The following is a 21,644-nucleotide window of genomic DNA, read 5'->3' as shown; positions in this document are numbered from 1 at the left end:
TGTGTTGATTTTCTAAATGATGAAAGGCTCGTCATCTGGAAGACGTAGCTGCTTGCTTTTCATTGCCATAGCTAAGATTCCTGCTAATCCGGGTAAAAATCTGTAATGGTCTTTTTGAGCATCGTCACAAGCAATGACGATCGGATATGACACAATTCCTTGGTTTCGGAGTTGGAAAATAGCAGCAGCATTTTTGACTCCACAAACTATTACCCCCGGTAGCAAGTCTTTTTCCAGGATTTTGAGAAGAGGAGTTGGTGCGATAGCATTTTCCAGCCGTCGTTCAATCCTACAATTTGGAAAAGCAGTTAACTTGTTGAGTTCTTTGTTGATAAACTCTTGCCAACTGTCGCGATACCGCAACCTAAAATTCAATGTATAGGTCGCTTGAGCGCGTGCTGTTACCTCAACAAATTCGCCATCTTCAGCAAATTCGTAATAACGCAAAAGATGGAGAGGGTCTAAAATTGTTTCTTCGGAACTATCCAGCAATAAACCTTGAGGATCGCGGATGGGGAGACTTTCAAACAAGCTAGAACGGAATTGAAATAGCGGTGCATAGCTAGCCATCCAAATCTCAGCAAACTCTTTTAATTCTTTGCCAGCATCAGCATCTTCTTGAAACAACTCTTCAAATTGTTCTATGCTGGCTCTTTTTGCTTTTAGTTCCTCAACTTCAAGCGGATAGTGAACCTCTAAAAACTTTTTGACAAAAGCTTGACCGCCCTTGATGTATTTCCACTGACTTTTGAGAGTGAGTTTTTTCGCAGAGACTTTGACAATATCTTCTGCCCCGCGCAGAGTCCGCATTCGGCAGTGGTAATAGTCCCAGTCGCGATTTCCTCCAAGTGTTTCTTTCAGAGTATTGAAAAGTTGGTCTATTAATTCGCTACCAGGTAAGTTCTCAAATTTTTCTTCGAGTTCTAACAGAGGGCGGGCAATTTCTAGGCAGGCTTCAGAACGCCAATAAACGTCTAAGAAGGGTTTGTCAAGACAGGGAATGCTGTCAAGAATGTGTTTGAGTGCCGCGCGTCCTCCCGAACAGTCGAGAGTGAATAAACCTTGCTCCCAAGCCTTATCTGGTAAATAGGCGATCGCCTCGGAATCAATATTAGTTTCAGTCTTGCCCAATACCCGTCCCACTCGTCCCAATCGCTGCCAAAAAGAAAAGCGATCGCGACTGGAAAAAATCAACCAATCTAGATTTTGCCGCGTGGGTACAGGATTTCTTTCAAAGTTAAATCCGACATCTACAGTGCTTGTTGCTAAAATAATCGGACACTGTGCGGCTAATTTGCGATCGCGTTGGGGAGTCGAACCCGTAAGCCGTCCGAATTTACCACCCAAACCTCTTGCATAAAGCAAATCTGCCAAACGATTGATGTGGTCTTTAGAATCGAGAATTACCGCACCGTTGCGATCGGAATTTTCTCGAAAACGGTTGACAACTTCCTCGGCTAATTCTAGTAAAAACTGGTCTCTTTCAGGTTGCGCTCGCAATTCAAGATTAACTGCTGTTTGCGACGGTAAAAGATGAGAATTGCTTGTTTCTTCATTAATCCAGGCTATTCTGACACCCTTGAACTCTAAATTTTTCAATGCTAACTCACAAGCTGGTTCCGGTGTTGCTGTCAGCAAAACCACTCGCCGCCCGTATTGAAAAAAGCTAAAAACGTATGAATAAGCTAGATAAAACAGCAAACTAACTAACTGTTTGGCATCATATAAATGAAATTCATCAAAAATGACTGTCCCAAACTTTTGATAAAAAGCACTGGCGATGTTAGTGCGATCGTTCTTGTTGTAGGCAAAAAAAGTCGCGTAGTAAAAAATGTCAGGATTTGTCACCAAAATAATTGGTCTATCTGCCCCTACATCCGAGAAAACTGTAGCCGGATTTCGCAGTACATTGTACAGCTTCTCACCCGGACGCTTGCCCACTTTATCATTAGGCCATTCCCTAACTTCTCTAGCAGAAGCAGCTTTCACAACGTGACGCAAACCAGCTTCGCGGACAAACTTTTCGGCCGCTTCCCGCTGTTGCTCGACTAAAGCATTAGTTGGCGCAATATAGACAGCACTTTGAGTTGGATTGTGCTTTAGCACTGCTAGTGCAGCTTGAGTTTTTCCCGTGCCAGTTGGAGACAGATCGAGAATAATATCAGCGTTTCGAGACTGTTCAAATACATCAACTTGATGCTGTAGTGCATTTTTCATAAATGCCAATTCATTTGGCAGCAATGCACAAGCTGAAATACTGCGAGGTTCTAGCTTTGTAACTAACTTTTCCTTAGCCATTTTGTCTGCCTCCACAACAAAAATATAAATTGGCGGGAACAATCATTTCACCAATCTGCCAAGCTGCACCTCGGAAAGAAAGGTTTTTCAACAAAGGTGCTGGCGGCATGGAAATTAAATCAAATGACAAAAGATCTAAATGGGGCGGTAAATCAGCTACACTTAAATAAGCCTGACTTTGATAAACGCCACTCGGCAAAAGAGCTATTTTAAGTTCAGATAAAACATTTACCTTGACTTTACTCATGAATTTACCCAAGCGAATGTAATCCGGTAATTCGCAATTTCCCAACACCAAAGTGTGAAATTTGTTGCCGCGTTCAATCATCCGCAACCGTCCGGTTTGAGGAAAATTACTTGCTCGAAATGAACTCGGTTTTTTTCCTTGTCTTTGAATTGGTAAATCTTCACGGGCTGTAGCGACGCGGTTATTAGTCATCGCGTACCAATAAGCATCAGAAAGTGCATTGAACCGCTCAAATCTGAATGTTACTCGGCCGTTGATTGGTGAAGCTGGCAATACATAACAAGCTTGTGCTATTGGTTCTAAATCTTCTTTGTAGGTTGGTCGTCCGGTTGCCTCACCTTGAAGGCGATAGGGGGAACGTACCCAGCCAAAGGCATAGGCAAGAGCATAGTTCCCGATCGCACCTTCAGTGTAATAGGTATCAGACAACTCCCTAGAGGCAAAAAAGACTGGTTCTGCACACCACAGCTCGACTATTTTTGCCTTTTCAAACGGAAGTGTTGACATAGATTAACTCTCTGTTTCTACAGGTGTCTTTTTACTTTTGCCTTTGCCCTTTTTCTCAGCAGGAGGCAGACGGAAAGGCTGGTAGGATTTATCCAATCGCTTCATAAATTCATCGCGTTTTGTTTCAGACCAGTGGCGGTCTACGTCTTCAATTAAACTTGTTAATTCATCTTCAGAAAGCTGTATCGAAACTCCGCGCTTGTTAGTCCAATTTGAAATGACTTGCTTGATTGCTGCACTCAAATCATCAGTATCGAAAGGATGCTCTAACGGCTTTGGCAAAGCATCATAGGTAGCTTGTACCAATTCTAGAGAACTAGGAAGCTCTGCAATGCTGCCAAAGACTCCTAATATTTTGTTTTCCATCCGTCCAACTCGGCTGGAAACAGCGCCGTATCGACTTGTTAACAGAATGTTGCCGATGACATAGCGCAACTCGTCAGCCGTGACATCTTTGAGGGTGACGACATCAATAAAATGGACTCCAGGTTTTATATATTCACTGGTATTTAAAGCGGTTGATGCTTTGCCGTTTTCATCGCGCATTGTGCCGTTTTCAAAGATAGCATTGATCGTGCGATCTCCTACAGCTTGAGCAGTCGTCAAAATACTAAAAGCATCTTCAGTCCAAACTCGGCTTTTTTGAGCGCCGCCGCCTCCAGCAGCAAAACCGTACAGAAAACAATCGACGCACATTTCGCAAGGTGCATTGGTGTTTAGCGAACAAAGAGCTCCTTCTTTGGGACTGGTATAAAGAAGTTCGTGCGCCCTTAAAAATTCGCGCCCCCGCCGCCTTTCTGGTGCTACCTGCTTGCGCTTAGTCATCACCAAACGCTGCACGATTGTCTTTTTATCTTCTAAACCAGCAGGCACAAATTCGCTGCACATTGGTTCGCCAGAACCTTCTGTGCGAAAAATGGTTTCAGAATGGGTTGTCCTGAGAACAACTAAAGTGATAACCCGCCCTTTGGGAAAATTTTCGTAAGTTGCGGACAAAACAGGATTCAGTTTGTTAATTGACATGGGAACCTCTTAATTAATTAGACAGATTTGGTAGTTTCAACAGAATCATTTTCTGACTCAATCTTGAGCGAACGGCGAGCATCTTCTAAGAAAAATAGATAAGCTGCTTCTAGGGTTTTTTGGTCGGTCAAAAGCTGGTCAGTGCGCTCGTTGTAAACCTCTTTGTACAGCTTTCGCAAAACCCCATAGTATGCTTTGATTTGCTCGTACTTAGTGTTCCCGACTCCATGTTCGCGAATGCGATCGAGGCGAGTATGATATTGCTGTACTAAAGCAGCAAAAATTACATCCAAATCTAAATGAGCTTTTTGGGAACGGATGGCGGAAGTAAAAGCTGTAAAAGGTTCGGCTTGGGCTGTGCGCTTAAAAGAACTTCCCCAAATTTTAGCTTCCGCCGCTATTTGAGCCGCTTCTTTGAGATATTGCGTTAAAAGTGCATTTTCATTGGGCATAAGACTCTCCAGTAAACTATTCAAAGGCTCGCGAATGCGACTCCAAATTACACTCATATTAGGTTCATCTTGTTCTCGCAAAGTCCAGCGCAGCAGCACATAATAAAGGTCAAAAGGTTGTGCCGCTGCACGGGCTAAATCGTACAAACAATCATCGGCTTTCTGAATGCTGGCAACTGCGATCGCTAATTGGCCGATACAGCGCAGCCGCTTGAGAATTTCCTCGGCTTCTTGACGGCTGTATTGTCCGCTTCCTAGCAAAGTTTGGAGTGCAGCCGGAATTCCCTCTACTCGCCCGTAAATATCTGATGATATTTCTACTTCTAAGTTGCCACTGAGGGTAAAGGGAAAGCCAAACTCTAAGGATAGGGATAATTCTAAAGCTAGTCGGAGTGACTTAAGCAAGGCAACAGAAGCATTAGCATCTCCCCAAACTAAGGCTTCGGTAACAGTTGCATGGATAAATTCTGGACGTTTGGGAAATGCAATTCCTACAACTTTGTTAGCTTTGAATTCGAGAATGTTGTCTTTGTACAGCTTAAACTCGTCAACTGTTACTGTACCGCCTTCAGCATTTGTAGCAGCAAGTTCTTTTAAATGTTCTCGCCAAATTCTGAGTAATTCTGGAGAAGAACCTTTCGGTAATGCTAGGTGCAAATAGAGCGGATCTTTTTTATTGATAGCCGGAAAGTTTGCCCCGATCGCCATTAACTGATAAGCCAAGGCTGCCATTGAGTCTGCTTGCCTTTTTGGTTCTGCACTGCTTCCACCGGGTAAGCGATTAGAAAATACTTGAACTTTTGTGCCTGGGGGCATATTGCCAGAAACTAAGTCGTCGGTTTGGCTGAAAGTAGACCCAAGAGAACAGCGTTTTCGAGGATTTGTTTCTATATAAGCATTCAGTTCGTCAATTCCGTTCCATCGAATTGCAATAGGTAAGCTTAAAATTCTGGCAACTGCTGCCACGATTTCTTCTGAAGCTTCAGATGCCTCTGGTTTGTGCGTGCTTTCTTTTCTGAGTTGGAAAGATTCGCGCAGTGCTTCGAGAATGCCCTCTAATCCTTTTTGAGCGGCTTTGGCTCCAAATAAAGGTCGCCCGTATTGTCCGTTAAAGGGTTCAAGTGCTGCTCTTTGTTGCTCAGAAATACCAACGCGATTAGCAATTTTGTCCCAAACTTCTTTAGGATTAATTCCTGCTTCTCGATAGCTGAGATAAGCAGCTTTCAATCCTTCGGCAAGCGCAAATTCTTCTGCACTGCCAACCGCCAGCAAACCAACGGCTACTGCGTTCTGCACGGCATCTACACCCGCAGTATCGCCCCACTTGGCAATATCTTTATTGATTTTATCTGTCTTGAATCCAGCTTTTTTCTTTTCCAATAAAGTCTGCACGTTTAGCAGCACTTCCTCAACATTTTGCTGGATGGCTGATTGAGCAATTTTAATCCCATCTTTGGTCGCTCGTACCAACCGTTCGATATTATTGCCAAAAACTCCGTCAATTTTTCCTTGCCAACAAGCAGCTATCTCTGTTGTTAAATCAACAGTTGGCAAAGTTTCTCCCTCAAACAGTTCTCCATCGGGAAAAATTGCTAATGGAGTCAACCCGTATTTTTGCAAAACTTCTTCGCAAGCCCCAAGTAATAAAGGTGTGATGTAACCTCTGTCTTCAGATACCCGCACTCGAAAAAGTTTACTGGGACGATTAAAGGCAACGGTTAATTCTGTTTGGACTTTCCGAAATCGTTCGGATTCGGGAATTCCTAAATCGAATAAATCCGCCCCTGTTAACATGGCAGCCCAGCGATCTATCGCGGGATCTTCGGGTAAAAATATCGCCGCATCGCTGCGGTTGTGACCTGAGTGGCGTTCTATCAACTTTCTGGCTAATTCAAAGTCATTTTCTGTGACAACAAAGCTGAGTACGCAAGCTTTTTCTAACTGTTCTTGCAAGAAAGTTCGATTTCTGGCTAAAGTTTTGACATTCCGTTCTTGCGAATCTAATTTGTTGAGGTCGTGAACGGCCGTTGCTGCTAGCAGTACAGGTCGCTTGTCTTCGGGGACTCCCCCGATGTGGCTGACTCTCAACATGAACTGACAGGCCGAGTCAAGATGTTCGGCAAGGGTTGTCCCTTCCCTGACGCCGTACTGGTGATGGGCTGCGTGACGTTCGTAAAGCTGGGGTCGAATTTCGCTGAAATACCGTTCTTCTAAGGTTTTGGGAGGACGGTTCAAAAGTCGGCGCTGGTTTGACACGATCGATTCCTCATGTAAAATTTCCTGCTTGGGACAAGCTTTTGAGTTGCCAACAACTTCTGTAAGTGCAATGATGGTACTTTCTGAGTTTGCAGGCACTTATTATTTACAATAAAGTCAATATAGCACGAAATTTGTTAAGTGCAAGTATAGTTTGAAAATGTCGCGAAAAAAAGAAGCACTCACCCTTTCAGTCCCGCCGGAAACCAAGGAACAGCTAGAGGCGATCGCCCTTCGCCTCGGTATCAAATGGGGCAAAAGTCCCAGCGTATCGGGGTTATTGGTCGCGATCGCCCAGCACAAGTTAGAAGTTGGTGAACCCTTCACCCTCAACTCCACCGACGTCGCAGCCTTACAACAAGGCATCAGACTGCTGATCGACTCAGGCTATGTTGAGCAAGCGCGATCAGTCTCACAACTGCTTGTAAGTCGGGGAAACCTCACAGCCCCCCTGCGCCAATCGCTCCTCCAACAAGTCATCCAGCCCACCGCAGCGTGGCGCATTCAAGCCGAAGAATACATCAACGACGCACAACCCTTTCTGGTTCTGTACCGCAATCCCAAAGGAGAGAATTTGGCCTATACAGCGCGCTATGCCGAGATTTCCTTTGAAGAAAAGCGCTTTTACCTAGAAATTTGGTGTGAAGAGACTGATGACATCAAAAATCCCGATTATCCCGAACTCATCCACAATCGCTGTTTGCGGTTCGATCGCATTCAGTCGATCGTCAAAACGGACGGAAAGTGGCGCGATGAAGGCTTGGATTATTTAAAAGTGTACTTACACTTTTATCGTGGCATGGTGAACGCCTACGATCCGAGGGCAAGAGATATCAGCAATGAAGTCGTGGGAGATATCCGCCAAGTCGTGCGGAATGTCTCTAATCCTTTTTGGCTGATGCGAGAGGTATCGCGGTATTGGGAAGATTGCGTCATTGTGTCTCCAGACAGTGTGCGCGATCGCTTCCAACAAAAACTGATCGCCCTCTGCCGCCAGTACAACCTGGAAATCCGCGATTAAATCAAAAAAAAGCAGCCGGTAAAGGCTGCTTTGACAAATAAACCGTTGTTGATTTAGAGGAGAAAACTTTTAAATCGAATTCAAATTACTGCTGTTTCCACTCCTGCCTGAGTTTCCACTATTTTCATCTACCGCTGACTCACCTTGCCTTCAGAACAAAACTTCAAATCCCGATTAGAATGCTGCTGAAAGTTCGTTGACTACTTTCACCCGGCCTCTGAGCACCGCCCGCAGCAAGCGGTTGACACAGCCTCTGTCTTCGTCATTCAGAGAGTCGTCGAAGGTGGCGGCCATCAAACCGTAGCGATCCGCCAGAGTCAAAACGCCTGTATCGGTTACAGAAGCGAGGATTTCAGAGATAGCGCCGGGGAGGAGTTGTACGGGGTGCATGGCAGTGCGGTTGAATTCGATATATTTATCATCTTCTGGTTTCCTCTAAATATCGGTGATATTAATAAGGTCGCGAATGTGATTCTCTAGGGTGAAAGCAAGTGATCCGAGTAGAGTAAAGTTGTGACTTGGGTCACAGGGTCACAGGTTGCTGCAGGCAATTTCATCCCGCGCCGATTTTTGGGTAGGACGTGGGGCTGACGGCATTTCGCTAAAATGATCGTTAATCCCCCAACCAGTTTAATTTTTACCCCAGTACCGAAAATGCTTGATTTTCTCAATCCCATTTTGGGCCGCAAGCCCGATCGCATCAAAGCCAATGTGGAAATCTATACTTGGCAAACCTGTCCCTACTGCATCCGCGCCAAAACTTTGCTGTGGTGGAAAGGCGTAAATTTCACGGAATACAAAATTGATGGCGACGAAGCCGCTAGAAAAGCAATGGCCGATCGCGCTAAAGGACGCCGCAGCGTACCCCAAATTTTCATTAATAACCAACACGTAGGCGGCTGCGATGACATTCACAAACTCGATGCAGAAGGACAGTTAGATTCGCTGCTAGCTCAACCAGCAGTTTAAATTAGTGTAGGTTGGGTTTCGTTCCACCTGCTCAACCTACAAATTTACAAATCTTTGGCAAATTTACTTAGATTATCTTGCCGCCATTTAGCATCAGCGCGCCTGTCTGTTTGCAATTCTAAGACGCGAATCCCGCTATTTGGCAAAAAACTTAATTTTTGTTTGAACTGTTCCCAATCGTCTATTATCTCGTGTTCCACGCCGTAAGTTGCACACAACTGAGCAAAGTTGATATGCTGCGGCGTGGCAAAAAACTCTTCAAAGGGCGGGTCAAATTTGGCAACGGGCAACATTTCAAAAATTCCGCCACCGTTGTTATTAATTAATATGATTGTCAGATGACCGACAAATTTATTTTTAATTAAAAAACCGTTCGTATCGTGCAAAAGTGTTAAATCGCCTGTTAGCATGATGCTGCTTTGATTGCGGTGAGCCACTCCCAAAGCTGTTGATAATGTGCCGTCTATACCGTTAGCGCCGCGATTGACAAAAGGTTTTATTTCTAAGTTGTTTGGCTTCCAGAAAAACTCGACATCTCGGACGGGCATACTGTTGGCAATAAATATCGGTGTTCCAGGTGGCAAAATTTGGGAAAGCAGCCAGGAAACTTTGGGTTCGATTATGTTGTTAATTGCTGAGATTTTTTGGTCTATTGTTTGTCTGACTTGGATTTCGGTGTTGCGCCAAAGTTGCAGGTATTCGTTTGAGGGAGAGGTTTGAACCCCCCCTAACCCCCCCTTGTTAAGGGGGGGGACAAGAGTTGATTCCCCATTGGTAAGGGGGGGGATTTGATGGGAGATATTAGTGGTAGCAGGGGATCGATCCCCCCCTAACCCCCCCTTATTAAGGGGGGGGACAAGAGTTAATATAGTTGCGAGATTAGTTGCGAGATTTTCTACGGAGGTTCGCAGGTGAATTGTTTTGCCGTGTAGCGGATCGAAGTTGTGGTGGCTGGGGTCGATTATGTAGCGTTTTGGTTGGGTTTTGTCTAGCCAGTTTCGCAGTTCTTTGCTTGTGGGTAAGTCTCCGATTTGAATGGCAATTTCTGGGGTTAATTTATCTGGTAGTTCGCGGTTTCGCAGGATTAAATCGTAGGTGGAAATTAGATAAGGATTGAGTTGGGCGTAGTTTCTGACTGGGGATAGTCCTTCTGCTAAAACGGGCCAGTTTAAGGATTTGGAAATTTTGCCGATCGCACTACAGTATTTTTCGGCAAATTCAGGCTGTGCAACGCCTGCAATAATAATCCCTTTGCTGCACTTTTGCCACTGTTGCATGGTACTTTCTTCTCCCCCCCTTAACAAGGGGGGGCTGGGGGGGGTAGAGCTTTCTCCCGCGAAAATTGGTTCTAATCCTGCAAAGAAATCTTCGGGATTAAATTTTGTTTCTAAAGCTTCTACGGCTATGTCTGGAACGGGTATAAGTGGGTCGCGAAACGGGATGTTGAGGTGGACGGGGCCCGGTGTTGGAAATTGCGATCGCTCCCAAGCATACACGATCGTCTGCCGCAGATAGTCTAGCATTCCTGTGGACGCAGAAGGTATCGCTAATTCGGCTTGCCAGTTGGGATAATTGCCGTATAGTTTCACTTGGTCGATCGCTTGTCCGGCGTGACAGTCCCGCAGTTCTGGAGGTCGATCTGCGGTGAATATTAGCAGCGGAATTCTACTTTCTCTGGCTTCTATTATCGCCGGATAAAAGTTGGCTGCGGCGGTTCCCGATGTGCAAATTAGTGCAATTGGTAAATAGGATTTTTTGGCAATTCCTAATGCAAAAAAGCTGCCTGAACGTTCGTCGAGTATGGGAATAGTTTCTATCTTTTTGTTTTGAACAAAGGCTATTGTTAGCGGTGCCGATCGCGAACCGGGACAAATCACGGCGGTAGTTAATCCCAACCGCTGCAAAGTTTCTGCTAATACGGAAGCCCAGACGGTATTTGTGTTGCGAAAATCTATTGGCATTGCTAAACCTGAGTAGCTCAACTCTGTATTGTGCTAGGATATTATACTCAAATAATTGTCAGGATACATTTTTATGATTCTTGAGGCGGTTGTGCTTAATGTCAAATCTGGCTGGGAGGGGGATTTTGAGATAGCTTTTAGAGAAGCCTCCAGTCTGATAGCGTCTATAGATGGATATTTATCTCACGAACTTCATCGCTGCACAGAAGTTCAAGGAAAATATCTATTATTGGTGAGATGGGAAAATTTAGAAGCTCATACCATTAGATTTAGGAATTCCGCTGAATATCAAGAGTGGAAAAGAATGCTTCACCATTTTTACGATCCTTTTCCCATAGTAGAACATTTTGAGGAGGTGAAAATTAAACATTAACACAGACTCAATCAATTAGCCAGACAACTCTACATCCTGCAAATTAGCTGAATTAAACTAAAGCATTTAAAAGTGCCTGCAATTTGAGCTGAATTTCTGCTAGTTCTTTTTCGGGTTCGGAACCCGCCACAATACCAGCACCAGCATAAAGTATAGCCCGATCGCCATCGATTAAAGCCGATCGAATGCCGACGGCAAATTCGCCGTTGCCGGTGCGATCGATCCAGCCGAGGGGTGCTGCGTACAAAGAGCGATCGCAGCTTTCGCAGCCGCGAATTTGCTGTAGGGCAATATCTCTCGGTACGCCCGCCACCGCTGGCGTTGGATGCAGTTGGGATAAAATTTTTAATAAATGAATATCACGGGGAATTCTAGCCCTTATGGGTGTCCACAAATGCTGAATGTTTGACAGTTGCAGCAGCCTGGGAACCGGGGAAAATTCGGGATTGATACCGAGACTCGACAGGCGATCGACTATAAAATCAATTACAACTCGATGTTCTCGAATATCCTTTTCGCTGTTGAGTAAACCTTTGCCTAAATTCGCATCTTCCGCTTCATTTTTCCCCCTCGGTGCCGAACCAGCTAAGGCATCTGTTACTAACTCATTTTTGTGGATGCTGATTAAGCGTTCTGGACTGGCACCGATAAAATTTTGACCTTTGCCGTTACTGGTAGAAAATACGTAGCAACCGGGATAAGTAAGGCGCAAGTTATTTAAGGAGTCTATTAAACTAAAAGGGGTTTTGGAAATGACATTTATTGCTTGGGATAAAACAATTTTACTGAAATATTGAGAGTGGATTAATTCTAAAGCTGACTTGACGGAGGTTTTAAATTGAGTGGCATCATTCACAGGAATTTGTTTTAAAAATATGGAACTGTTTCTAATAGAAGTGATTTTTTTGTAAGGAGAACACGAAATTTTATAAAAACTTTGCCAAATATTATCTGTAATACTCTTAACATTTAGATCGCTGTTTATGATGGCATTGGCAACAATTATGCAGCTATCTTTCAGGCGAGTAATCTGCCATTTTGGTAAAAATACGGTGCCAGGGGGAAAGTAAGAATTGGTGGTCACATTCTCATCAAAAAAAGCAAAGCTACAAAAAAAGTGCGGCCCGCTGAAGGGCAAGCGTTCTGTACCGATGGTAATTGTTCGGGCAAGACAAGATTGAATAAAATTTTGAGCGAGGGTAAATCGATCGCTTCCGGCTACTGTTAGATGGATAGTCGAATCTAGGGCGGCGATCGCAAAACTATTGCCTGAAATCGGGTCTCTTTTTTCAAAGTAAAAGTGCCGCTGGCAAGGTTCGGAAATTTCTTGAAGTACAACTAGCGGATCGACGGGGGCAATCTCCTGAGAAATACTAACTATCTTTGTTTGATCTTTTTCCGTTAAAGACTGCTGGCAATCTAACAGAAACTGATGCAGTTGATTGCGGTCTTGTAAAAGATTAGCGCGGTGCGGTATTACTGTCATGAAAGCGAGAATAGCAGATTTGTCAGAAAGAGTGCGGTTTTGTCCCGCTAGAACCCCTATTTCGATCTAAGCACGGGAGGGCGATCGCAAAACATGACCTTTCGAGTTTCCCGGAAAGTTTGGGCTCGCTTGGGGCAAAAAACAGACGATCCTCTTGGAGGGCTTCGCCAACGCGCGATCAATCGAAACATTTAGACATAAAACTTTAAGATTGAGCGACTCAATCTCGACTCTCATGCGATCGACCCCGCAGAGGTTTACAGACGGGCATTACCGGGCGTGCGATCGCCCGCAAAGCCTCTCAACGGATGCCCCCCGCGCACTCAACCAGATACAGAGTAGAGTTTCTTCACCAATAAAATTGTAAAATTACTACGCTGCTATCAATTGAATCAAGTTTGTGTAATGACAACAAAGTTAATTGAACGTTCAAATAGTAAATTGTGGCTGGCGGCAATCAAGCCGCCCATGTACAGCGTTGCGGTGGTTCCTATTTCAGTTGGAACTGCAATTGCTTTTGCGGAAACTCAAACGATTAATTCGTCAATTTTTTCGACATTTTTAATGTCAGCCATTTTGATTATAGCATGGTTGAATCTCAGCAATGATGTATTTGACTCAGAAACAGGCATCGATAAAAACAAAGCGCATTCTCTAGTTAACTTAACCGGAAATAAAGCTTTAATTTTCGGGCTAGCCAATCTGTTTTTAGCAGTTGGAGTGTCAGGAATCTGCGCCATAAGCTGGTGGCAAAAAGACCCAACAGTAATTTTGCTGGTAGTTTTGTGCTGTGCTCTCGGCTACACTTATCAAGGGCCTCCGTTTCGTCTTGGCTATCAAGGTTTGGGGGAAATTATTTGCTTTTTCACCTTCGGGCCGCTAGCCTTTGCCGCTGCTTATTACAGTCAAACTCAAACTTGGTCTGCCACTAATTTAGCGGCTTCGGCAATCGTGGGAATTACAACGAGTATCATTTTATTTTGTTCTCATTTTCACCAAGTTGAGGACGATTTGGCGGCGGGTAAAAAATCCCCAATTGTTCGACTCGGTACGAAAAAAGGTGCCCAGTTGTTGCAGTGGTTGTGCGGCAGCATTTATGTTTTGACTGTGGTATTTGTGGCTTTGGGAATGTTCCCAATTTGGACGCTGTTGATTTTTGGGAGTTTGCCATTTGCGATCGACCTTTGCCGCCATGTCACAGACTATCACAACCAACCGGTCAAGGTCAGCAACTCTAAGTTTATCGCAGTTACGCTGCATTTTTCGAGCGGACTGCTGCTGGCGTTGGGGTTTGCTTTGTAGAGCCGCTAATCAAAAATTCCGGTAAATTAGAGGTATGGTTTGCTAAGTTGAGGGAGTTGGTGGAGTTGGGCGACTTCTCAAAATCTTCTTTAATCCAGCAATCCGTACCTCACATTGAATCGTATAATTGTCTATGGACAAATTTAATAATTATAACTTTCACTATTCCTTAACTGGCAACAAGAATCAGCCGACACTTTTATTTTTGCATGGATTCACGGGCAGCAGTCAAGACTTTAGTAGGATCATTCCCTTACTTTCTAAAAGTTATTGCTGTCTAGCAGTTGACCTTCCGGGTCACGGAAAAACTAGAGTCAGCGGCGACGAAAGTTGCTACAATATATCAAAGACAGCCCAAGCATTGATACACTTATTAGATGATTTACAAATAGACAAATGTTTGTTGTTGGGCTATTCAATGGGCGGTAGATTGGCACTTTACATGACATTACATTTTCCAGAAAGATTCGAGAAAGTAGTGTTAGAGTCAGCTTCGCCAGGATTGAAAACAGAAAAAGAGCGATCGCACCGCCGGGAAGCCGATTTACAGCTAGCACAAAAGCTGGAAAATAGCAACATTAAAGATTTTTTATTAAACTGGTACGATCCCCCTTTATTCAAATCTTTAAAAAACTCTCCCCACTTCGACAAACTCCTAGAAAGCCGCTTAGCAAACAATCCCTTAGAATTAGCCAAATCCCTCCGCAATATGGGAACCGGCAACCAGCCCTCTCTCTGGGAAAAACTCGCACAAAATCAAATTCCCATCCTCTTGCTAGCGGGAGCTTATGATGATAAATTTACAACTATAAATACCGAAATTGCCAGCTTGTGTCCTGCCGCTACTCTGGAAATTGTACCAAAAGCTGGTCATAATATCCATTTTGAAAATCTTGATAAGTTTGTCGCTGTTGTGAGAGAATTTTATGATTAACTAAAAAACTAATGCTTTATCAATTCGAGTTTCGCACTTATCAGCGAAAATTTAAGCGTCCCTTGCAAACAAGTCACGGCATCTGGGATACTCGATCAGGAATTATCCTGCGACTTGTGGGCGAAAATAATCAAATTGGTTGGGGAGAAATTGCCCCTTTGAGTTGGTTTGGTTCCGAAAGCTTTGAGCAAGCTTTAGATTTTTGTTACCAGTTGCCAGGTAATATTTCATCAGAGATGATTTTTGCTATTTCCGCTGAATTGCCGGCTTGTCAATTTGGCTTTGAGTCAGCACTATCAAACGAGCAAAATTTACCCCCCCCAGCCCCCCCTTGCCAAGGGGGCGAGAAAAGCGAAAATTTAACTTACTTTTCCCAAAAGGGGGAGAAAATGCAAAATCGGTTCAGCGGTTTATTGCCAGCCGGTGAAACAGCTTTGCAGGCTTTGCAAGTGCTTTGGTTAGAGGGATATCGGACGTTTAAATGGAAAATTGGTGTTGCTGCAATTGAGGAAGAATTAAAGATTTTTCAGCAGCTAATCCAACTAATGCACAATTTGTGCGATCGAGAATCGGCATTTTTGCGGTTAGATGCCAACGGCGGACTCAGTTACTCGCAGGCTAAAACATGGCTGGAAGCTTGCGACAAGGTAAAAGCAACTCCCGACTTTTCCGCAGACATTGAATTTTTGGAACAGCCGCTGCCCGTAACACAGTTTCAAGAAATGGTAGAATTGAATACTCTTTATGCAACTCCGATCGCCCTAGACGAATCTGCCGCCAACCTCGATCGCATCCAAGAGTGCTACAGCCAAGGCTGGCGGGGCATTTTCGTCATTAAACCTGCGATATGCGGTTCCCCATCCCAACTGCGAAAATTTTGTCAAACTCACAATATAGACGCTGTTTTCTCATCAGTATTTGAAACCCAAATCGGCAGACAAGCAGCATTAAATTTAGCAACACAATTGTCTTTAAATAAGAGAGCACTCGGCTTCGGCACCGATTGCTGGTTCGATGACAATCATGCGATTTTAGATTTTAGATTTTAGATTTTAGATTACTCCCTGGACTAAATCAAGCGGGTTAGGTAATTGTTTTGAATCGATAAACTTGGTGAAAGCATCTATGGCAACAAATCTAACAGTAAATATCCGGGATATCGCATCTGGCTTGCCTGATAATTGGCTCATCGGTTGTGACAATCGCGAATTTTCCCGAATTGTCGATCGGCTATTTCAAGAAATCACCCAAAATCCCCCACAAAAAACACCCCCAAAAATTTGCCTCGCAGAACCCGAACCCGTGCAATTTCTTGCCAGTTTCATCGCCGCCCGCGCCGCCAAATGCCCGATTTTTCTGTGCAATCCCAACTGGGTAAAACCAGAATGGCAACAAGTCTTTGATTTAGTCCAACCCGACTTAATTTGGGGACAATACCCGCTTCCCACCACTCCCCATATCCCAGTCCGCGAAGGCGGACTTCCTTTGTATAGCCGCGAATGGAATTCGCCCCAATTCCATTCGCCGACTAAAAGCGGTTCTGATACGATTATGATTCCCACCGGCGGTTCTTCAGGAAAAATCCGTTTTGCCATCCACACTTGGGAAACACTAACCGCATCAGTACAAGGCTTTCAACAATATTTTCAAGTTGACAAAATCAACTCTTTCTGCGTTTTGCCATTATACCACGTCAGCGGTTTAATGCAATTCATGCGATCGTTTACCACTGCTGGAAAACTGGAAATTTGGTCGTTCAAAGCACTGGAAGCAGGCAAAAAATGCGATATCGAACCCGAAGAATTTTTCATTTCTTTAGTTCCAACTCAACTGCAACGGCTGCTGCAAAACCCAGATACAGCTAATTGGCTGGGACGGTTTCGTGCCGTACTTTTGGGCGGTGCTCCCGCTTGGCCGGAACTTTTAGAAACAGCTAGAAACTATCACATCAAATTAGCGCCCAGTTATGGCATGACCGAAACTGCCTCGCAAATTGCTACACTAAAACCCCAAGATTTTCTCGCTGGCAATAACAGTTCCGGTAAAATCTTACCGCACGCTAAAATAACTATTCGCAGTGCTAATGGCGAGATTTTGTGCGATAATCAAATCGGAAATATTACGGTAAATGCTAAATCTTTGGCGTTGGGTTATTATCCTAAAAATTTTTGCGATAGCGAATATTTCCAATTAGACGATTTGGGATTTTTTGATAAAAATAACTACTTAAATATCGTCGGACGCAGCAGCGACAAAATTATCACAGGCGGAGAAAATGTATTTCCGGCGGAAGTTGAAGCCGTTGTGCGATCGACTAATTTAGTTGCGGATATTGCTGTAATTGGCTTGCCAGACAAAGATTGGGGTCAAGTCGTTACGGCTATCTACGTTCCCGCTAATTCCGAAGTTACTGTCAAACATCTGCAAGCGGCAATAGAATATATGTTGAGCAAGTTTAAGCGGCCGAAATATTGGGTAGTCGTCGAACAATTGCCGCGCAATTCTCAAGGCAAAGTCAATCGAGAACAATTGCAAGAAATTGCTATAAAATATGAGAGATTCGGCGGTTGAAACCCATCCTACACAAACGAAGTCTGCCTCAGCCGACGAAGAGATATTACTGCAAACCTAACAGCTTTCTCGTCCTCTCTGCTTCTTGCTTTTGAACGTCCACAAACTTCAACATTCGGTAAACTACCTCTATTTGGGGCAACTTAATACCTGCTTGCTGCGCCACCCGTATCGGATTACCAAAAATCGCCTCAACTTCCAGGGGCCGCGATTCATCATAATCGATTTTCATGCTGGTGCGGTAAGGCTTCATTTTCTGAGTATGTTCGAGCATCTGTGGGATAAAGTCATCGGGAATAATGCGATCGCAACTTTTGGCTCCCGCTACCACTTCCCCCATCATTTCCTTGACTAAAATCAGAGTATCGGGATTAGCCATCAGTTCGTCCGTTCTCGCATCCAACACTACAGACAGCCCATTATAAGGAATATTCCAAACCAGCTTTTTCCACCTTGACAATAGCAAATCTTCGCTCATTTTAATAGGAATCTGAGCACGTTTAAAATCCTTAGCAATTTGGTGCAATCTATCAGTAATACCAATTGCTTTGTAGTCCTGGGCATATTCTCCCAGGGTGATAGTGCCGTAATCGAGGTGGCAGATGTGACCGGGCCCAACTTTATAAGAGCAGAGAAAACACAGCCCGCCAACTACTCGTTCTGCACCAACAATTTTAGCTACTTCCGGTTCGACATTCAATCCGTTTTGCAATACTAAAACCGCCCCGTTATCCTTTAATAAAGGAGGCAAAATTTGGGGCAACAAGTGATTTTGAGTTGTTTTCAGCGCTACAATTACTACGTCGCACTTAGGCATTTTATGCGTGTTGTGGTAGGCGCGGACGTGGGGGAGGGTGAAGTCGCCTTCGGGAGACTCGACAATCAAACCGTGTTTTCTGACCTGATCGTAATCGCTGCGTAGCAAAAAATTGACTTCTAAACCTGCTTGTTGCAGTCTAGCACCGTAGAATCCGCCTAAAGCTCCTGTGCCCACAATGGCATAATTGCGATTTGACATAATATCAAAAAGTCAGAAATAATATCAACAAAACAGAAATTTGACGGTCATACCCTGCTATTATTTAAAGATAGAACTAATCGGAAATCTCAATCTCAAATTTCCTCATCCACTGCATCAAGTTTTCAGATAGCTGTTTTCGCTCTCGGCTAACTGCATTGATGCAGACGTGCTTAGTAATAGCTTTCGCCGCGCTTCTTCCTGCAACTTCCCCAGAAAATACTTGATAGGTAATTTCAAATTCATCGCCAGCAACTTGTTTGGGCGTCAATTGAATCGTCAGCCGATCGCCCGCAAACATTGGGCGATAAAAATCTACACTAGCATGAATTATGGGAAAGGCAACCTCGGGATTGCTGAAAAATGCTTTGAGATTGATTCCCGATGCTGCTAGAGATGCCTCGTAAGCTTCGTGGCACATCGCCAAAACGTTAGCAAAGTAAACGACTCCAGCAGCATCGGTATCTTGAAAGCGAACAGTGCGAATGTAAGTGAAAGGCATTTGAGGTAGTAACGGCGATCGCAAATTTGATCGCAATTTTACCAACCATCATATCGGTAAAACCGCACTTTTGGAGAAGTTGTCAGCTAAGTAAGTAGGCGCTAATTTTTTATGTTGTAAAATTCGCCCTCCTTACTCTTCCCCGTTCTTTCTTAACCTTTGTTCTTAATCAACATCACGTCTATAATCTTGAGGGCAATATCTTCGGAAAGCCCCAATGCACTGTAAAGATCGTTCAAAAGTTGTTCTTCTTCTTCTGAAACCTCGCCATCTGCTAAAGCGATATCAGTTGTGACAGCAAAAACTGTTTCTTTAAGTTCGTCGGGAAGCGTTGCCAAAGCAGCATTAAACAGTACCTCAACTCCTTGCCGTTGCAGAATCATCAGCAGGCGATCGAGCATTTTTCTCATCACGTCATCCGGATAGCTGCGGAACAGTTGCATCCGAGATAGTGTCATGCTAATCGCTTTACTTTCGCTGTCATTGATGTAGCCGTCGGCTGCTACGGCAATTAGCGCGATCGCAGCAAATGCTTCGGCCGGTCCTAACGTTACGTCCGTTTCTTGGCGAGTCTGCGATACTTTATCAAATAAACCCATGATACTTTCCTCATTATTTAGTGGTCGATTTATGGAGTCAGGATTGGTTCTGGCTCTGGAGGTTTCTTGGGAGATTTTGATAATTATATCAAATTTTGTTAGTTAGTTGTTATCAATAAAATTATGAAAAAATTAAGAATTTTTATTTCGCCCTTGGGTGCTGTAAGGGCGGGTTAATTTCTATCCTGAATTGCCTTCCCATATATCGGCTAAAACCCGCCCTCGATCGCAGACCATCTATTTGTCAAAAAGGGCTAACTCTGCTTTCAGGAAATCAACAAACTGCCGCGCAGTCCTGCCCGATCGCCCGTTGCGACGAGTTGCCCATTCTTTAGCGCGGTGTTCCAAATCATCGGGAGCGAGTTTGATTCCTGCAAGTTCTGCCAGATGTCGGACAATTGTTAAATATGTGTTTTGATCGGCCGGTTCAAAAGTTAAAGTCAAGCCAAATCTATCGCTAAATGAAAGTTTTTCCTGCACAGTATCCCAAGCGTGAACTTCATCTCCATCGCGGGGGCGAGGCCTGTCGTCAAAAAACTCTCGAATTAAATGCCTGCGGTTAGATGTTGCGTAAACTACCACATTTTGAGAGCGAGCAGTGACATTTCCTTCTAAGACAACTTTCAGAGCTTTAAAAGCATCGTCATCTTCCTCAAAAGAAAGGTCGTCTACAAAAATAATAAACTTTTGAGGAACTCCCCGCAACTGCTCGACAATTAGCGGCAAATCTTGCAAATCCGATTTAGATACTTCAATCAAGCGCAGGTTGCGAGATCCAAACTCATTTAACAGCGACTTCACCAAAGAAGACTTGCCCGAACCGCGGCTGCCGTACAGCAAGACGTGCAAAGCCGGATAACCTGCTAGCAAAAACTCCGTATTTTTCACCAGAGCATCCCGCTGCCAATCGCAGCAAACCAACTCTTTTAAAGTTATGCCATCGGGATGTGAAATACTTGCAAACTGCCCTCCCCGCCACCTAAAAGCGCGATGTTCGGCAAACAAACCCGTGCCAAACTGTCGGTAATAAACTGCCAAAGATTCTGCCGCGCTCGACCATTTTTCTAGTTTCCCGTGCAGCGGCAAATCTCCCGGTTCTGCTACAGTTTCTGAATACCAAATCGGAGGCACTGCGTCAAGTTGACCCGCTACCCGCACCCACTTGCTCAACTGTTCGCTGCTGCATTCGTAAATATTTTGCAGCACTTGTAAATCATGTCGGGCGGCCTCCACCAAAGCGGGGGGCAAACTTGCAAAATCTGTTTGCTGTGCTCGGCGAGAAAAGGGGTTTTCGTCTTTGAGAATTTCGGAAATCAGAGAATCTTTCCAGCTTAAATTTTTAGCAGCCTGAACTTTGAACCAGTTCCCGTAAGCTACCTGACATTCCAAACCGCTGACTTCGCTGTGGTGAAGGGCTTGCAGTAAATCGAGAAAAGCTTGACTTGCGGGGCTTTTGAGAACTGATTGATACAGCAGCAGGGATGCCGCTTGGCGCTGGAGGTAACGGATTTGGGCGATCGCAGCAGAAGTTAGGGCTGACATAATGGCAATAGTATAACAGTTACATATCCTGACTGGCTTTAATAAATTTTCTAACAATTCGTGACACTAATTGCAGGCCGCGCTGTATAAATTTAGATGCAAAGAGTGAAATCGGGAGGATTAAAAATGAATTTAGGTACAGCAGCGGCGATCGGCTACGGCATTTTAACACTGGTTGGCGGCATCATGGGTTATATCAAGGCCAAAAGCCAAGCCTCGCTGATTTCGGGCTTGATTAGCGGTTCGCTGCTAATTTTTGCCGGCACCGCCCAGCTTATGGGACAAAGTTGGGGTTTAACATTAGCAGCAGCCATCTCCGCTGTTTTAGTAATAGTCTTTATTGTGCGCCTGATTAAAACTCAAAAATTCATGCCGGCAGGAATGCTAATTTTAGCTAGCTTAGCGTCTTTGGGCGCGATCGTTTACGAAATCAGCGGTCAATATCAATAATCAGTTGACTGTTGACTGTTGACTGCTGACTGTTGACTGTTGACTGTTTTTAGTGGTCAGTGGTTATTTGTTAATTGTTAGTTGTTCGTTCTAATAACCAATAAACAATAACCAATAACTACTAACCAATAAC

Annotated in this window: 19 protein-coding genes; 8 read left to right on the top strand and 11 right to left on the bottom strand. The window is 44.3% G+C overall.

Annotation, left to right across the window (positions count from 1 at the left end; translation table 11 throughout):
• Positions 1-12: 12 nt before the first annotated feature.
• The 4 genes from cas3 to QUA57_RS14625 are packed head-to-tail and all read right to left on the bottom strand — an operon-like array spanning position 13 to position 6,882.
• A complete protein-coding gene (gene cas3, locus QUA57_RS14640; RefSeq protein WP_333061781.1) occupies positions 13-2,298 on the bottom strand; it encodes a type I-D CRISPR-associated helicase Cas3' in 2,286 nt (761 codons plus the stop codon).
• Positions 2,291-3,052 (bottom strand): type I-D CRISPR-associated protein Cas5/Csc1, encoded by a 762-nt coding sequence (cas5d, locus tag QUA57_RS14635; RefSeq protein ID WP_333061780.1) that lies wholly within the window; start codon positions 3,050-3,052, stop codon positions 2,291-2,293. Before cas5d ends, cas3 begins: the two co-directional genes overlap by 8 nt.
• A gap of 3 nt (positions 3,053-3,055) precedes the next feature.
• A complete protein-coding gene (gene cas7d / locus QUA57_RS14630) occupies positions 3,056-4,075 on the bottom strand; it encodes a type I-D CRISPR-associated protein Cas7/Csc2 (protein ID WP_333061779.1) in 1,020 nt (339 codons plus the stop codon).
• A 17-nt stretch (positions 4,076-4,092) separates the two neighbouring features.
• Positions 4,093-6,882, bottom strand: coding sequence for a CRISPR-associated protein Csc3 (locus QUA57_RS14625; RefSeq protein WP_333061778.1), 2,790 nt, complete (start codon positions 6,880-6,882; stop codon positions 4,093-4,095).
• 61 nt (positions 6,883-6,943) lie between these two features.
• Here QUA57_RS14625 and QUA57_RS14620 point away from each other — a divergent pair, with 61 nt between their 5' ends.
• Positions 6,944-7,804, top strand: a complete 861-nt coding sequence (locus tag QUA57_RS14620) for a WYL domain-containing protein (protein WP_333061776.1) — start codon at positions 6,944-6,946, stop codon at positions 7,802-7,804.
• A gap of 174 nt (positions 7,805-7,978) precedes the next feature.
• On the opposite strand, the gene QUA57_RS14615 is transcribed toward QUA57_RS14620, so the two are convergent.
• The gene (locus QUA57_RS14615; protein ID WP_190731630.1) at positions 7,979-8,194 is read right to left on the bottom strand and encodes a hypothetical protein; all 216 of its coding nucleotides are present in this window, start codon (positions 8,192-8,194) and stop codon (positions 7,979-7,981) included.
• Positions 8,195-8,458: 264 nt separating this feature from the next.
• Here QUA57_RS14615 and grxC point away from each other — a divergent pair, with 264 nt between their 5' ends.
• Complete coding sequence (grxC, locus tag QUA57_RS14610; protein ID WP_333061774.1) at positions 8,459-8,773, top strand: glutaredoxin 3; 315 nt, start codon at positions 8,459-8,461, stop codon at positions 8,771-8,773.
• A 44-nt stretch (positions 8,774-8,817) separates the two neighbouring features.
• Here grxC and menD read toward each other — a convergent pair whose 3' ends face one another.
• On the bottom strand, positions 8,818-10,734 hold the full coding sequence (menD, locus tag QUA57_RS14605) for a 2-succinyl-5-enolpyruvyl-6-hydroxy-3-cyclohexene-1-carboxylic-acid synthase (RefSeq protein WP_333061772.1): 1,917 nt from the start codon (positions 10,732-10,734) through the stop codon (positions 8,818-8,820).
• A 73-nt stretch (positions 10,735-10,807) separates the two neighbouring features.
• Between menD and QUA57_RS14600 the strand changes: the two genes are divergently transcribed.
• Positions 10,808-11,107 (top strand): antibiotic biosynthesis monooxygenase, encoded by a 300-nt coding sequence (locus QUA57_RS14600; protein WP_333061770.1) that lies wholly within the window; start codon positions 10,808-10,810, stop codon positions 11,105-11,107.
• Between the two features lie 52 nt (positions 11,108-11,159).
• Here the strand turns inward: QUA57_RS14600 and QUA57_RS14595 are convergent, their stop codons facing one another.
• Positions 11,160-12,593, bottom strand: coding sequence for an isochorismate synthase (locus QUA57_RS14595; RefSeq protein WP_333061769.1), 1,434 nt, complete (start codon positions 12,591-12,593; stop codon positions 11,160-11,162).
• Between the two features lie 405 nt (positions 12,594-12,998).
• Here QUA57_RS14595 and menA point away from each other — a divergent pair, with 405 nt between their 5' ends.
• From menA to QUA57_RS14575, 4 genes are all read left to right on the top strand, one after another.
• The gene (menA, locus tag QUA57_RS14590) at positions 12,999-13,895 is read left to right on the top strand and encodes a 2-carboxy-1,4-naphthoquinone phytyltransferase (RefSeq protein WP_333061768.1); all 897 of its coding nucleotides are present in this window, start codon (positions 12,999-13,001) and stop codon (positions 13,893-13,895) included.
• 133 nt (positions 13,896-14,028) lie between these two features.
• Positions 14,029-14,829 (top strand): 2-succinyl-6-hydroxy-2,4-cyclohexadiene-1-carboxylate synthase, encoded by an 801-nt coding sequence (menH, locus tag QUA57_RS14585; RefSeq protein ID WP_333061765.1) that lies wholly within the window; start codon positions 14,029-14,031, stop codon positions 14,827-14,829.
• Positions 14,830-14,840: 11 nt separating this feature from the next.
• Positions 14,841-15,878 carry an o-succinylbenzoate synthase gene (locus QUA57_RS14580; RefSeq protein ID WP_333061764.1) on the top strand — a complete coding sequence of 346 codons (1,038 nt, stop codon included), beginning with the start codon at positions 14,841-14,843 and terminating at the stop codon, positions 15,876-15,878.
• Positions 15,879-15,954: 76 nt separating this feature from the next.
• Positions 15,955-17,400, top strand: a complete 1,446-nt coding sequence (locus tag QUA57_RS14575; RefSeq protein ID WP_333061763.1) for a 2-succinylbenzoate--CoA ligase — start codon at positions 15,955-15,957, stop codon at positions 17,398-17,400.
• Between the two features lie 46 nt (positions 17,401-17,446).
• Here the strand turns inward: QUA57_RS14575 and QUA57_RS14570 are convergent, their stop codons facing one another.
• The 4 genes from QUA57_RS14570 to QUA57_RS14555 form a co-directional block, all read right to left on the bottom strand.
• On the bottom strand, positions 17,447-18,418 hold the full coding sequence (locus QUA57_RS14570; protein WP_333061762.1) for a putative 2-dehydropantoate 2-reductase: 972 nt from the start codon (positions 18,416-18,418) through the stop codon (positions 17,447-17,449).
• Between the two features lie 76 nt (positions 18,419-18,494).
• A complete protein-coding gene (locus QUA57_RS14565; RefSeq protein ID WP_333061792.1) occupies positions 18,495-18,920 on the bottom strand; it encodes a thioesterase family protein in 426 nt (141 codons plus the stop codon).
• A 152-nt stretch (positions 18,921-19,072) separates the two neighbouring features.
• Positions 19,073-19,519 (bottom strand): tellurite resistance TerB family protein, encoded by a 447-nt coding sequence (locus QUA57_RS14560; protein ID WP_190739853.1) that lies wholly within the window; start codon positions 19,517-19,519, stop codon positions 19,073-19,075.
• A gap of 237 nt (positions 19,520-19,756) precedes the next feature.
• Positions 19,757-21,061, bottom strand: a complete 1,305-nt coding sequence (locus QUA57_RS14555) for an ATP-binding protein (RefSeq protein ID WP_333061761.1) — start codon at positions 21,059-21,061, stop codon at positions 19,757-19,759.
• A gap of 126 nt (positions 21,062-21,187) precedes the next feature.
• Here QUA57_RS14555 and QUA57_RS14550 point away from each other — a divergent pair, with 126 nt between their 5' ends.
• Positions 21,188-21,511 (top strand): TMEM14 family protein, encoded by a 324-nt coding sequence (locus tag QUA57_RS14550; protein WP_333061760.1) that lies wholly within the window; start codon positions 21,188-21,190, stop codon positions 21,509-21,511.
• Positions 21,512-21,644 lie beyond the last annotated feature (133 nt).

The sequence above is a fragment of the Microcoleus sp. Pol7_B2 genome (genome assembly GCF_036701035.1).
In the GTDB taxonomy this organism is placed as follows: Bacteria; Cyanobacteriota; Cyanobacteriia; order Cyanobacteriales; family Microcoleaceae; genus Microcoleus.
Note: the sequence above shows the minus strand (reverse complement) of the source record. Positions and strands in the feature narration are given on the sequence as shown.

Excerpts from the sequence above, each read along its gene's own strand:
- cas3 (WP_333061781.1), bottom strand. The coding sequence starts at position 2,298 with ATGGCTAAGGAAAAGTTAGTTACAAAGCTAGAACCTCGCAGTATTTCA.
- cas5d (WP_333061780.1), bottom strand. The coding sequence starts at position 3,052 with ATGTCAACACTTCCGTTTGAAAAGGCAAAAATAGTCGAGCTGTGGTGT.
- cas7d (WP_333061779.1), bottom strand. The coding sequence starts at position 4,075 with ATGTCAATTAACAAACTGAATCCTGTTTTGTCCGCAACTTACGAAAAT.
- QUA57_RS14620 (WP_333061776.1), top strand. The coding sequence starts at position 6,944 with ATGTCGCGAAAAAAAGAAGCACTCACCCTTTCAGTCCCGCCGGAAACC.
- QUA57_RS14615 (WP_190731630.1), bottom strand. The coding sequence starts at position 8,194 with ATGCACCCCGTACAACTCCTCCCCGGCGCTATCTCTGAAATCCTCGCT.
- grxC (WP_333061774.1), top strand. The coding sequence starts at position 8,459 with ATGCTTGATTTTCTCAATCCCATTTTGGGCCGCAAGCCCGATCGCATC.
- menD (WP_333061772.1), bottom strand. The coding sequence starts at position 10,734 with ATGCCAATAGATTTTCGCAACACAAATACCGTCTGGGCTTCCGTATTA.
- QUA57_RS14600 (WP_333061770.1), top strand. The coding sequence starts at position 10,808 with ATGATTCTTGAGGCGGTTGTGCTTAATGTCAAATCTGGCTGGGAGGGG.
- QUA57_RS14595 (WP_333061769.1), bottom strand. The coding sequence starts at position 12,593 with ATGACAGTAATACCGCACCGCGCTAATCTTTTACAAGACCGCAATCAA.
- menA (WP_333061768.1), top strand. The coding sequence starts at position 12,999 with ATGACAACAAAGTTAATTGAACGTTCAAATAGTAAATTGTGGCTGGCG.
- menH (WP_333061765.1), top strand. The coding sequence starts at position 14,029 with ATGGACAAATTTAATAATTATAACTTTCACTATTCCTTAACTGGCAAC.
- QUA57_RS14580 (WP_333061764.1), top strand. The coding sequence starts at position 14,841 with ATGCTTTATCAATTCGAGTTTCGCACTTATCAGCGAAAATTTAAGCGT.
- QUA57_RS14575 (WP_333061763.1), top strand. The coding sequence starts at position 15,955 with ATGGCAACAAATCTAACAGTAAATATCCGGGATATCGCATCTGGCTTG.
- QUA57_RS14570 (WP_333061762.1), bottom strand. The coding sequence starts at position 18,418 with ATGTCAAATCGCAATTATGCCATTGTGGGCACAGGAGCTTTAGGCGGA.
- QUA57_RS14565 (WP_333061792.1), bottom strand. The coding sequence starts at position 18,920 with ATGCCTTTCACTTACATTCGCACTGTTCGCTTTCAAGATACCGATGCT.
- QUA57_RS14560 (WP_190739853.1), bottom strand. The coding sequence starts at position 19,519 with ATGGGTTTATTTGATAAAGTATCGCAGACTCGCCAAGAAACGGACGTA.
- QUA57_RS14555 (WP_333061761.1), bottom strand. The coding sequence starts at position 21,061 with ATGTCAGCCCTAACTTCTGCTGCGATCGCCCAAATCCGTTACCTCCAG.
- QUA57_RS14550 (WP_333061760.1), top strand. The coding sequence starts at position 21,188 with ATGAATTTAGGTACAGCAGCGGCGATCGGCTACGGCATTTTAACACTG.